The organism is Nonomuraea polychroma (assembly GCF_004011505.1).
Classification (GTDB): domain Bacteria; phylum Actinomycetota; class Actinomycetes; order Streptosporangiales; family Streptosporangiaceae; genus Nonomuraea; species Nonomuraea polychroma.
Window position 1 is genome coordinate 6,317,301 of record NZ_SAUN01000001.1, and the last position, 11,780, is coordinate 6,329,080.

The window sequence follows — 11,780 nt, forward strand, 5'->3', positions numbered from 1 at the left end:
GTCGTACCCTGAGCCACGGCGATCAGGCGGCGCACTCCCGGCAGACCTGCTGGCCGTTCTTCTCGGAGGCCAGCTGGCTGCGGTGATGCACCAGGAAGCAGCGCGAGCAGGTGAACTCGTCGGCCTGACGGGGAATCACCCGCAGGGAGAGCTCTTCGTTCGACAGGTCGGCACCGGGCAGCTCCAGCGACTCGGCCAGGTCGGTCTCATCGATGTCGATGCTGCCAGACGACTTGTCGGTGCGCCGCGCCTGAAGCTCCTGGAGGCTGTCCTCCCCCAGGTCGTCATCTGTCTTGCGCGGGCTGTCGTAGTCGGTAGCCATTGTGCTTGCTCCATCCCCCTCATCTATATGTCTTCGCGCTCGTCGCGCGTCTTCTAACGTCCGGGAGACCCGTCTTGTGCCCGTTCCGACGACGAGATTTCCCATCGGTACCCCGCGGGAACGGACAACGAACCTCCCAACACGTCAGGGCCTGCTGCCGACGGCAATGGTTAGCCAAATATGGCGAAACCCACAGCCTTGGCGCCATGCACCACCGTGTTCGACGGCACATCCAACCACATGTACGGCAAGAACGAGACGCCCCCCGTCCATCAACACGCGGATGAACGTTCCAGGAGCAACCGCGGTCAGCGCCTCGGCAGCCGAATCGTCACCACAAGTCCTCCGCCATCTCGCGGCACGGCGGCCACATTTCCGCCGTGAGCCTGTACGACCGCACGGACGATGGACAGCCCGAGACCCGCTCCCTTGGCCGAATCCACGCGGTCGGCGTTGAGCCGCCTGAAGGGCTCGAACAGGCTGTTCACCTCGTACGCCGGGACATGTTGCCCCGTGTTGGCCACCTGAACAACCAAGGCACCGTCCACCATTCCCGTCCGGATCCAGACTTTTCCATTTTCGGGAATGTTGTACTTGACCGCGTTCTCGATGAGGTTGCTGACGGAGCGCTCCAAGAGCACGGGATCGCCAACGGTAGGCACGCTGACCAGATCAGTCGTCACGGTGACGCCGTGTTCCTCGGCGAAGGGCGCGAGCTGTTCCACGGCCGTCTCGGCGACTTCCCGGACGTCGAGCGGTTTGCGCACGGCGAGTTCGCGTTCGCTCCTGGCGAGCAACAACAGCCCCTCGATGAGCTTCTCGTTACGCGCGTTGACTTCGAGGAGGGTACGGCCGAGCGCTTTGAGATCCTCCGACGCCTCGGGATCCGACAGGGCGATCTCCAGAACGGTCCGGTTAATCGTGAGGGGTGTTCGCAATTCGTGGGAGGCGTTGGCCACGAATCTGCGCTGGGTGTCGAAGGCGATGTTGAGCCTGGTGAGCATGGCGTCGAAGGTGTCGCCCAGCTCTTTCAGCTCGTCATTGGGCCCTTCCAGGGCGATGCGCTGGTGGGCCAGGGTGCTCTCGGACAGCTTGCGGGCCGTTGCCGTCATCTTCGCCACCGGCCGCATGGCGCGGTCGGCCACGAAGTATCCGATGATCAGCGACAGGATGCCCACGCCCATCAGCGCCATCAACGAGCTGCGCAACATGATGTCCTGCGCGTTCGTCACGGCTCTGTCCTGAGCCTCCTGCCAGACGACCTGAGCCTGCAGGTTGTTGATGTTCAGAGACGGCCAGGACCTGGCGATGGCCTGCCCGACGATCGAATAGACGGAGAAGAGGACCACCGCGGACGCCGCGAAGACTAGGGCGCTGTAGGTGAGCGTCAGGCGCCAGCGGATGCTCACCTTGCTGGGCAGCGCCTTCATACGCTCCATTGTCGTGCGCTGGGCAGGCGTGTGCTCCGGCGGCGGCGGGCCGTCCCAGGCGGGGGGGCCGCTGGGCGGGGGCGCCTCCTGCACGTGTGTCGCTTTCCGCGCCGAGTGCGGGCTGATCATCGGATGCGTCGGCCCCGCCTGCCGCTCAGGCCCTTCAGTCACAGCTTGTACCCAACCCCGGGCACAGTCTCGATCACCTGAGGCTCGCCCAGCTTCTTCCGCAGCGTCATCATGGTCACCCGGACCACGTTCGTGAACGGGTCAATATTCTCGTCCCATGCCTTGTCCAGCAGGTCCTCCTGGCTGACCACGGCGCCCTCGGCCCGCATCAGCTCTTCCAGGACCGCGAACTCCTTCTTGGTCAGCACGACCTCCCTGCCGTCGCGCTCCACCAGCCGCTTGCCCGGGTCGAGCCGGATCCCGGCCCGTTCCAGCACGGGCGGCAGGGCGGGCGCCGAGCGGCGGCCGAGCGCCCGCACCCTGGCCACCAGCTCGATGAACACGAACGGCTTGGCCAGGTAGTCGTCGGCGCCCAGGCCGAGACCCTCGACCTTGTCGTCCACGTCGCCCGACGCGGTCAGCATGAGGATGCGCGAGGCGGTCCGCTGCTCGACGAGCCGCCGGCACACCTCGTCGCCGTGCACCACCGGCAGGTCCCGGTCCAGCACGATCACGTCGTAGTCGATGTAGGAAGTCCGCTCGAGCGCGCCCCCGCCGTCGTAGGCCACGTCCACCGCCATGGCCTCGCGCCGCAGCCCGGTCGCGATAGCGTCGGCGAGCACCCGCTCATCCTCTACCACCAGCACTCGCACGCCTGGTACACCTCTCTCCGATTCTGGGCACTCATTCTGCCCACAGCCTCGATAAGCGCACGGTAAGGCATGTTCAGGCGTGGGTGACCACCAGGTGAGTCAGGACATACAGAAATTCATGTTTCGGGGGGCGATGGGGTGGGGTATGCCTGCGGGACACCCATCGCCTGGACATCGACCGGCAATGGGCGCGCATCGCCCGCACACGAGCGAACCCCTAGAGAGAAGGTGAGATGGGCGAGTTCACGACCACGATCGAACACCGCCTCGACCAGGCTTACAAGGGCCTCCGGGAGGCCCGCAGCGTAGGCGATGAATACCTCGCCGACACGCTCACCGCCGAGATCGAGGACCTGCGCCGACTGGCGGACGATCACGGCATCGCGTTGCCCCGCTAGCCCCAATGCCGGTTAGTTAACGCTTGAGGTGTGACGTCAAGGGTTCACGGAAAACTGGGACAGAAGAACGGAGATCCAGTAGAACGGGTGATCTTCCACAACCATCCGTAACAGACTGGATCTCCGTTGAGCCGACAGTCTGCCAGGTCTGTCCTGGCGTGCGCCATCAGCACGGTCACATCGACCACCCGGACCGCGGCGGGGGTGTTCGCGCCGGGTCATCTGGGCGAGCTGACCCAGCTCATTCCCTTTGAGATGGTCGATGAGGCGCTGGCGGAAACGGGTGCGGTCGAGCGGAGGTTGCGGGACCTGCCCTCGCGGGTGGTGGTGTATCTGCTGCTGGCGGCGGGGCTGTTCGCCGGGCTGGGATATCGGCAGGTATGGGCTCGGCTGGTGTCGGGCCTGGCCGACCCGGGCTCGCTGCCGTCGTCCTCGGCCTTGGCCCAGGCGCGACGCCGGGTCGGGGTAGCGCCGTTGAAGGCGCTGTTCGACCTGCTGGCGGGCCCGCCCGCGGGTGCGCTGCGGTGGCGGGGGCTGCTGGTTTGTGCGATAGACGGCACCACGATGTCGGTGCCCGACAGCCCGGCGAATCTGACCCGATACGGGCATCAAAGCGGTTCACATGGCGGGTCGGGCTATCCCCTCGTCCGGCTGCTGGCCGTGGTGGTCTGCGGCACTCGGACCCTGCTCGCGGTGACCTTCGGCCCGTTCAAGACCGGCGAGACCAGCTATGCGCCCGCCTTGTTCGGCTGCCTGCGGCGGGGAATGGTGCTGCTGGCCGACCGGAACTTCGCGGTCAAGGACCTCGTCACAGCGATCGCCGACACAGGAGCGGACCTGGTGATCCGCTGCAAGAACAACCGGGCCCTACCCCGGCTGGCCACCCTGACAGACGGGTCGTGGACCAGCGTGCTGGGCGGGGTGCCCATTCGCGTCATCGACGCCCACATCACCGTCACCCTGTCTGGCACCCACCGGCGGGCCATCCACTATCGGCTGATCACCACCCTGCTCGATCCGCACCGCTACCCGGCCCGGGACCTCGTCGTCCTCTACCACCAGCGCTGGGAAATCGAAACGATCTACCTCGAGCTGAAGGCGACCATTCTGGGCGGGCGGGTCCTGCGCGCCCGCACCCCGGCAGGCGTGGACCAGGAGATCTACGCCCTGCTCACCACCTACCAGGTCCTGCGGCTGGCGATGGCTGAGGCCACCGCCATCCATCCCGGCATCAGCGATGACCGGGCCAGCTTCACCATCGCCCTGCTGACCGCCCGCGATCAAGTGATCCACGCCGCCGGCATCCTCGCCGACACCACCATCGACCTGCTGGGACGTATCGGCCGCGCCCTCCTTGAAGATCCCCTGCCACAGCGCCGCGAACGCATCAGCCCACGCATCGTCAAACGCGCGATCTCCAAACACCGAGCCAAAGGACAAGTCGACCGCACCAACCACCGCGCGAGCACCACCATCGACGTCCTCACCGAACACCAGTTGACAGCAGCCCAAAGCCCTTAACTTCACGGCATTGCCGCTAGCCCACGCGAAACGGCCGGAGCCGCCCAGGGCTCCGGCCGTTTCCCCTGTTCAGCTCACGCGTCCCGCTCGGGATCCAGCGTCACCAGCAGGTCGTGCAGCTCCTCGAAGAGCCCGGGAGCGGCGCAGACCGCGAACTCGGGACTCACCGGCTTGCCGCGCAGCCCGGCCAGCCTCGCCCCGGACTCGGTGGCTATCAGGCCCGCCGCGGCGTAGTCCCATGGGTTGATGCCGCGTTCGTAGTACGCGTCCACCCGCCCCGCCGCCAGCGAGCACATGTCGATGGCGCACGAGCCGCCACGCCTGATGTCGCGCACCCGCGGGAGCACCGCCGCGACCACCTGGCCCTGCACGGCCCGCCTGGCCACCCCGTAGCCGAACCCGGTCGCGACCAGCGCCTGCGCCAGCGGCACCCCGGTGTTGCAGTGCAGCCGCCGCCCGCCGAGCCAGGCGCCCTCGCCGAGCGCCGCCGTGTAGACCTCGCCGCGCGTCGGGATGTTGACCACGCCGGCCACGACCCTGCCGCCGACCTCGACGGCGATCGAGACCGCCCATTCCGGCAGGCCGTACAGGAAGTTGACGGTGCCGTCGATGGGATCGACGATCCACCGGACGTCGGACTCGCCCGGTCCCTCGCCGCCCTCCTCGCCGAGGATGCGGTCGCCGGGCCTGGCGGCCTGGATGCGCTCGCGGATGAGTTCCTCGGACGCCGTGTCCAGGGCGGTGACCACGTCGGTGGGGCTGGACTTGGTCTCGATCTCCTCGGACATCGTGGGCCGTTTGGCGAGCAGCATGTCCCCCGCCTCGCGGGCGATGTCCTCGGCCAGCCGCAGGAAATCGCTCATCACGCCACCGAGTCCGGGCGCTTCCACTCCTGGCCGAGCACGTGCTGGCCCAGGAAGGCGAGCACGGTCTCGTACCAGGCGACGATGTTGCCGGGCTTCAGGATCCAGTGGTTCTCGTCGGGGAAGTACAGGAACTTCGACTCGACCTCGCTGCGCCGCAGGTCCCACCACAGGCGCAGCGCCTCACCGATCGGCACTCGGTAATCCTTGTCGCCGTGGATCACGAGCATCGGCGTGGTGATCTTGTCCAGGGCGGCGTGCGGGGACAGCAGGTCGTACCGCTCGGAGCCAGGGGCGCCGAACTCGCGCTGCCAGTACATCGGGGCGTCCGTGGTGCCGGCGAACTGGTCGAGGTTCCAGAGCGAGGCGTGGGTGACGATGGCCTTGTAGCGGTCGCTGTGGCCGGCGATCCAGTTGGCCATGTAGCCGCCGAAGGAGCCGCCCATGGCGGCGACGCGCTCGCTGTCGATGTCGTCCCTGGCCAGGGCCACGTCCACGATCGCGTCGAGGTCGGCCTGGGTGCGCGGGCCCCAGTTGCCCCAGCCGCGATCGATCATGTCCTGACCGTAACCGGTGGACAGGCACGGGTCCGGCATCAACACGGCGTAACCGTGCTCGGCCATGATCCAGGACTGCCAGCGCCACTGCCAGTCGTTCCAGGAGCCGAGGGGGCCGCCGTGGATGAACAGCACGAACGGCGCCGGGTCGGCGGCGGAGGCGCCTTCGGGCAGGGCGAGCCAGCCGCGGATCGTGGCGCCGTCGTCGGCGGTGGCGGAGATCTCGGTGAGCGTGCCGCGCACCTCGGGGCGCGGGGCGGGCGAGGGCAGGTCGGTGATCTCGCCGGTGGCCACGTCGATCCTGGCCGGGGCGGGGGCGAGGTTGACCGCGCTGCGCAGCGCGTACAGGAAGCGGCCGTCGGCGGAGGCGTTGAGCCCGATGTACGCGGCGTCGTCCCCGGTCAGCCTGGACACTTCTCCGTGCTCATGGTCGCGCCCACTTCGCTCCTCGTTGGCTCGTCCCTCGCTCTCTCGTCGCGAGTTCCTGCGGTCGGCCAGCGGGACGCGGAAGATCGGGCGGCGGCCCTGGTGGTCGGCGGCCACGTAGACGGCCGAGGAGTCCGGCGCCCACTCGAGGTCGCCGGCGAACAGGCCGGGAGCGTACGCGTGGCCCTCGCCGGTGGCCAGGTCGGCGATCCACAACTCGCTCGTGGCCGAGATGTCCCAACCGGTGTGCCGCTCACGCGAGCAGGCCACGCGGGCGCCGTCCGGGGAGACCGCGATGGGGTGGGTGAAGTCGTGGGCGTCATCGCTGAGCAGCGTGCGCCGCTCGCCGGTGGCCACGTCGATGACCACCAGGTCGGTGCGCATCTCGCCCTTCGGCAGGTACACCCGCCACGTCGTGATCACGCCGGTGCCGTCGGGCGTCAGCTCGAACGAGGCGTCGCGCAGCGCGTCGCCGGCGTCGGGCGTCAGGTCGCGCACGTCCTCGAGCCGGTCGTCGCCGAGCCGCGCGGCGAACAGCCGGGTGCGGCCGGGCCCGAGGTCGTGGTCCCAGTAGCGGACCGGTGAGCCCTCGTGCAGGATCGCGCTGATCCCGGCCTCCTTGCGGGCCCTGCGCTTCTCCTCCTCGGCCGCCTCCTCGCCGTCCAGCACGTCGGAGGCGAACACGACCACGTCTCCCGCGGTGCGTACCGCGGCGATCCCGCCGGGCCTGGCGGCCACCTGCCGGGCCTCGCCACCGGCGCGGGGCAGCAGCCAGAGTGCGGGGACCTCGTCGGTGGAGTCCTTGACAGTGGGGTCGGGGCGGGCGGAGGTGAACAGCACGTCGCCGGCGGCGGTGAAGACGGCGGCCGTCTCGCCCTTGGCGGAGCGGGTCAGGCGGTAGGGCTCGCCGTCGAGCGGGATCGCCCAGAGCGCGGTGCCGTACGACTTGCCGTCGGGGTTGAGTGACTGGACTGTCGAGATGAGCCTGGAACCGTCAGGGGAGAGCCGGAGCGAGAGAACCCGGGGAATGGCCACATATTCACGTATGTCGGTAAATGCGCTCACTCACCCGAACCTACCGCGCACCCAGGACCCCCGGCGCGTGCTTATGGCCTCACTCCGTGAGGCGGGCTCGGTCGCCAGACGCCGCCGTCTTCCCCCGCTCTGGTCACTACGCTCCCGCCGCTCCTCCAGACGACGGCACTCCCTCGCGCTAATAGGGTTGGTCACGTGGGAGATTACGACGCTCTGCTGGTCCTGTCGTTCGGAGGTCCCGAGGGTCCCGACGATGTGATGCCGTTCCTGGAAAACGTCGTGCGCGGCCGCGGCGTGCCGCGCGAGCGGCTGCTCGAGGTGGCCGAGCACTACCAGAGCTTCGGCGGGGTCAGCCCGATCAACCAGCAGAACCGCGACCTGATCGAGGCGCTGCGCCCGGTCCTGGACGTGCCGGTCTACTGGGGCAATCGCAACTGGCACCCGTTCGGCGAGGACACCGTGCGCCAGATGAAGGCCGACGGGATCCGCAAGGCGGCCGTCTTCCCCACGTCGGCGTTCGCGGGCTACTCCAGCTGCCGTCAGTACTACGAGGACATCGCCAGGATCTCCGTCGAGGACGGTCCCGAGCTGGTCAAGATGCGGCATTTCGGGGACCACCCCGGGTTCGTGGCCGCCATGGCCGACCACACGCGGGCGGCGCTGGAGCGGCTCGGCCGCGACGACGCCAGGCTCGTGTTCACCGCGCACAGCATCCCGGTGTCGATGGCCGAGACCGCCGGCCCGTCCGGCGGCCTCTACGAGGCGCAGCTGCGCCGGAGCGCCGAGCTGGTCAACCAGGCGCTCGGCCGCACCCAGCCGTGGGACCTGGTGTGGCAGTCGCGCAGCGGGCCGCCGCAGGTGCCGTGGCTGGAGCCGGACGTCTGCGACTTCCTGCGCAAGACGGAGGCCCGCGCGGTCGTGCTGGTGCCGATCGGGTTCGTCTCCGACCACATGGAGGTCGTCTACGACCTCGACACCGAGGCGAGGGACGTGGCCGCGGAGATCGGCCTGCCGTTGGAGCGGGCGGCGACGGTCGGCACGCACCCGCGTTTCGTGCGCATGGTTCGCGAGCTGATGGACGAGCCGGAGCCCGTCCCGTGTGCCGTCACCTGCTGCCCGCCGCCCAGAAGGCGTCCTCAGGCGTAGGTGCGGGCGTACGCCTCGGCGATGCCCATGACCTTGTTCACGTAGTCCCAGGAGTGGTTGTAGAACCAGATCGCCTTGCGTAGCTTCTCGCCGCCCTTGCCGGCGCCGTTGGCGCACAGGTAGTTGGCCGCGCCCGGCACCGCGTCGTACGGGCTCCAGATGTCGGCCTTGCCGTCGCCGTCGCCGTCCACGCCGTAGGCCTTCCAGGTGGCGGGCATGAACTGCATGGGCCCGAGCGCCCCGGCGCTGGACGGGCCGTTGTTGCGGCCGTGGCTGCTCTCGACCTGGCCGATCGCGGCCAGCACCGTCCACGACAGCCCTGGGCAGCGGGTGGCGGAGGCCTTGTAGAGCTCGAGGTAGCTGCCCGGGCGGCCGACGTTGACCGTCTGCGGGCTCGGCTGGTCCCGCTTCTTGGCCCGGGCGGCGGAGTCCAGCACGACGACCTGGGCGCCTTTGCCGAGCAGCTTGCGCACGCCCGACTCGCCGATCTTGCCCGGCTTGCCGTGCAGCAGCACCGCGACCTCCGGCGCGAACCCGAGCGACCTGCCCAGGTCGGCGCTCACCAGCCCGTCCACGCCGTGCAGGCCGAGCGGGGCCGAGGCCGCGACGCGGAGCGTGGGACCGCCGTCCACCTGGTACATGGCGCCCAGGATCATCCCGAACTTGCCGATCGCGCTCGCGTCGGCCACCAGCTCTCCCCTGGCCAGCGCGCTCCACACGGCCGGCTGGTCGGCGACCGGCTGCGGCGTCCACGAGCGGAACTGGGCCGGGTCGACGGCCAGCAGGTTCAGCGCGGTGCCCGAGACCTTGACCGCGCCGGCGTCGACCACGGTCACCTTCTGCACGTGCTTCAGCCCGCCGAGCCTGAGCCTGGTCTCCTTGGGCACGGCGGACGGCGCGATCGCCAGCACGCGCGGCGGGGTCGAGGTGACACCGGGGCCGCCGGAGCCGAAGTCTTTGATCGGTTCCGCCTTGGGCACGATCTGGTCGAGACGGGGGGCGGCCGTGGGCTGGCGTGTCGGTCTGCGTACCGGCTCTTGAGCGGTTTTGAGCAGGTCATCGTCCAGGAACACGACGACTCCACCGGCCGCGGCGGTGACCGCGAGCACGGCGATGACCATGAGCATGACCGCGCGGAACGTGGGAAGTCCGGACACTCGGGACAGGTTAGTCCAGGCAGCCGAAAATCGACTTGCTAACCGGGCATCGGTGCGCAATGGTTAGCTGGCGGAAGTAAGGGGGAAACGGGGTGGTCGGGCCTTACCGGGGGCTGTTCAACGGGCCTGGCATCAAGGCGTTCGTGCTGGCGGGCTTCGTCGGGCGGATGCCGATGTCGATGATCGGGATCGGGATCGTCTTACTGATCTCCGCGCTCACGGACAACTACGCCACCGCCGGCGCCGTAGCCGCCACCACCAACGTGGCCTTCGCCGTCGGCGCTCCACTGTCCGGGCGCCTCATGGACCGGTTCGGCCAGAGCCGGGTGATCCCGCCGTTCGCCGTGGTCAACGCCCTGGGGCTGGCCGCTCTGCTGTTCTCTGCCGGTCTGGGGCTGCCCGAGTGGACGTTGTACGCCTCGGGCCTGGTGGTCGGGGCCACGTCGCTGTCGGTCGGCTCGCTGGTACGCGCCAGATGGTCAGTCATCCACGGCGGCTCCAGCAAGCTGCACACCGCCTTCGCCTTCGAGTCCGTGGTCGACGAGGTCATCTTCGTCACCGGGCCAGCCCTGGTCACGGTGCTGGCCACCGGCGTGAGCCCGTACATGGGGCTGGCCGTGGCGCTGGTCTTCATGTTCGTCGGCTGCCTGGCGCTGGCGGCGCAGCGGCGGACGCAGCCGCCCGTCCAGCCGGGCAAGTCCGGCGGGGGCGGCACGCCCATCCTGATCCCCGGGATCGCCCTGCTGTCATGCGTCTTCCTGGCGATGGGGGCGGTGTTCGGGTCCGTGGACCTGATCACGGTGGCGTTCGCCGAGGAGCAGGGGGCGAAGGGGGCCGCGGGGTTCCTGCTCGCCTCGTTCGCGGGCGGTTCGATGGTGTCGGGGCTCTGGTTCGGGTCCAGGCACTGGCGGATCTCGCTGCGGGGCCGGTTCGTGCGGGCGCTGTTCGTGTTCGCGCTGGGGTTGCTGCCGATCATGTTCATCGGCGACGCGCTGATCATGGCGGGGGCGCTCTTCCTGGCCGGGTTCGCGATCTCGCCGACGCTCATCACCGGCTTCTCGCTCACCGAGCGGCTGGTGCCTCCGTCCCTGCTCACCGAGGGCATGGCGTGGATCTCCACCGCCCTCGGCTTCGGCGTGGCGATCGGCGCGTGGGCGGGCGGGCGGCTCACCGAGACGTACGGCGCGTCCAACGCCTACGTCTTCAGTCTGGGTGCGGCGATCCTGGCCGTGATCGTGGGACTCGGAGGTTCGGGTTTCCTGAGAGTGCCCGAGGCGTCTTCACCCGCGCAGAGTTGATCCGCTAACGTCGGGACATCCCTCGCATCATCCATCACTATGGAAGCTTTACTTATGTCCCGACAAATCAGTTCACTTCTAGCAATTGCGGCTGTATGCGTCACCCTCACCCCGGCGCCCGCGTTAGCCCAGGCACCGAAGAAGGCCCCGGTCGACTGCGAGCAGGTCAAGTGCATCGCGCTGACCTTCGACGACGGGCCGGGCAAGTACGCGGGCATCCTGCTCGACACGTTGAAGAAGCACAACGCCAAGGCGACGTTCTTCCTCGAGGGCCAGTACGCGAAGAGCCGCCCCACGTACGTCAAGCGCATGGTCGCCGAGGGCCACGAGCTCGGCAACCACAGCTACACCCACCCTGACTTCAGGAAGCTCGAGCCTTGGGAGATCAGGGCCGAGATCAAGAAGACCCAGGACGCCGTCAAGAAGGCGGCGGGCGTCGAGCCCAAGCTGCTGCGGCCCCCGTACGGGATGGACGACCTGCAGGTCTCCGACATAGCCGCCGAGTTCGACATGCCGATCATCCTCTGGACCGGCGGCTCGGAGGACTGGAAGAGCAAGAACGTCGAGGCCATCAAGAAGAAGACCCTCGAGGTGGCCAAGCAGGACGGCATCATCCTCATGCACGACTGGGTGAAGCAGACCGTCGAGGCCATGCCGTCGATCATCAAAACCCTGCAGGGCAAGGGCTACCACCTGGTGACCGTGTCCGACATCGTGAAGCGGCAGAACCTCAAGCCCGGCGACGTTTTCCCGCTTCCCGAGGGCTGGGAGAACTGAGTATCGTTCACGTTCACCAGAACGAGAAC

11 protein-coding genes are annotated in these 11,780 nt (G+C 68.6%); 5 read left to right on the top strand and 6 right to left on the bottom strand.

The window, feature by feature from the left end:
• Positions 1-22: 22 nt before the first annotated feature.
• The 3 genes from EDD27_RS28810 to EDD27_RS28820 form a co-directional block, all read right to left on the bottom strand.
• Positions 23-322, bottom strand: a complete 300-nt coding sequence (locus EDD27_RS28810; protein WP_020542847.1) for a DUF4193 domain-containing protein — start codon at positions 320-322, stop codon at positions 23-25.
• A 308-nt stretch (positions 323-630) separates the two neighbouring features.
• A complete protein-coding gene (locus EDD27_RS28815) occupies positions 631-1,881 on the bottom strand; it encodes a sensor histidine kinase (protein WP_127941021.1) in 1,251 nt (416 codons plus the stop codon).
• Between the two features lie 38 nt (positions 1,882-1,919).
• Positions 1,920-2,573 (bottom strand): response regulator transcription factor, encoded by a 654-nt coding sequence (locus EDD27_RS28820; RefSeq protein WP_043614151.1) that lies wholly within the window; start codon positions 2,571-2,573, stop codon positions 1,920-1,922.
• 233 nt (positions 2,574-2,806) lie between these two features.
• Between EDD27_RS28820 and EDD27_RS54610 the strand changes: the two genes are divergently transcribed.
• On the top strand, positions 2,807-2,971 hold the full coding sequence (locus EDD27_RS54610; protein WP_164903829.1) for a hypothetical protein: 165 nt from the start codon (positions 2,807-2,809) through the stop codon (positions 2,969-2,971).
• A 126-nt stretch (positions 2,972-3,097) separates the two neighbouring features.
• Positions 3,098-4,492: an IS4 family transposase gene (locus EDD27_RS28825; protein WP_206641400.1), complete on the top strand. Its 1,395-nt coding sequence runs from the start codon at positions 3,098-3,100 to the stop codon at positions 4,490-4,492.
• 74 nt (positions 4,493-4,566) lie between these two features.
• Here EDD27_RS28825 and EDD27_RS28830 read toward each other — a convergent pair whose 3' ends face one another.
• Both EDD27_RS28830 and EDD27_RS28835 read right to left on the bottom strand, forming a co-directional pair.
• On the bottom strand, positions 4,567-5,355 hold the full coding sequence (locus EDD27_RS28830; RefSeq protein ID WP_127935173.1) for an inositol monophosphatase family protein: 789 nt from the start codon (positions 5,353-5,355) through the stop codon (positions 4,567-4,569).
• Positions 5,355-7,403 carry a S9 family peptidase gene (locus tag EDD27_RS28835; RefSeq protein ID WP_164903830.1) on the bottom strand — a complete coding sequence of 683 codons (2,049 nt, stop codon included), beginning with the start codon at positions 7,401-7,403 and terminating at the stop codon, positions 5,355-5,357. Before EDD27_RS28835 ends, EDD27_RS28830 begins: the two co-directional genes overlap by 1 nt.
• Before the next feature lie 165 nt (positions 7,404-7,568).
• On the opposite strand from EDD27_RS28835, the gene EDD27_RS28840 reads away from it, so the two are divergent.
• Positions 7,569-8,519: a ferrochelatase gene (locus tag EDD27_RS28840; protein ID WP_127935174.1), complete on the top strand. Its 951-nt coding sequence runs from the start codon at positions 7,569-7,571 to the stop codon at positions 8,517-8,519.
• On the opposite strand, the gene EDD27_RS28845 is transcribed toward EDD27_RS28840, so the two are convergent.
• Positions 8,510-9,676 carry a lytic transglycosylase domain-containing protein gene (locus EDD27_RS28845; protein ID WP_127935175.1) on the bottom strand — a complete coding sequence of 389 codons (1,167 nt, stop codon included), beginning with the start codon at positions 9,674-9,676 and terminating at the stop codon, positions 8,510-8,512. The genes EDD27_RS28840 and EDD27_RS28845 overlap by 10 nt on opposite strands.
• 92 nt (positions 9,677-9,768) lie before the next feature.
• Here EDD27_RS28845 and EDD27_RS28850 point away from each other — a divergent pair, with 92 nt between their 5' ends.
• Together EDD27_RS28850 and EDD27_RS28855 are read left to right on the top strand one after the other, a co-directional pair.
• Entirely contained in the window at positions 9,769-10,974 is a 1,206-nt protein-coding gene (locus tag EDD27_RS28850) for an MFS transporter (RefSeq protein WP_127935176.1), read from the top strand.
• 54 nt (positions 10,975-11,028) lie between these two features.
• The gene (locus EDD27_RS28855) at positions 11,029-11,751 is read left to right on the top strand and encodes a polysaccharide deacetylase family protein (RefSeq protein ID WP_127935177.1); all 723 of its coding nucleotides are present in this window, start codon (positions 11,029-11,031) and stop codon (positions 11,749-11,751) included.
• Positions 11,752-11,780 lie beyond the last annotated feature (29 nt).

Excerpts from the sequence above, each read along its gene's own strand:
- EDD27_RS28815 (WP_127941021.1), bottom strand. The coding sequence starts at position 1,881 with ATGATCAGCCCGCACTCGGCGCGGAAAGCGACACACGTGCAGGAGGCG.
- EDD27_RS28810 (WP_020542847.1), bottom strand. The coding sequence starts at position 322 with ATGGCTACCGACTACGACAGCCCGCGCAAGACAGATGACGACCTGGGG.
- EDD27_RS54610 (WP_164903829.1), top strand. The coding sequence starts at position 2,807 with ATGGGCGAGTTCACGACCACGATCGAACACCGCCTCGACCAGGCTTAC.
- EDD27_RS28855 (WP_127935177.1), top strand. The coding sequence starts at position 11,029 with ATGTCCCGACAAATCAGTTCACTTCTAGCAATTGCGGCTGTATGCGTC.
- EDD27_RS28830 (WP_127935173.1), bottom strand. The coding sequence starts at position 5,355 with ATGAGCGATTTCCTGCGGCTGGCCGAGGACATCGCCCGCGAGGCGGGG.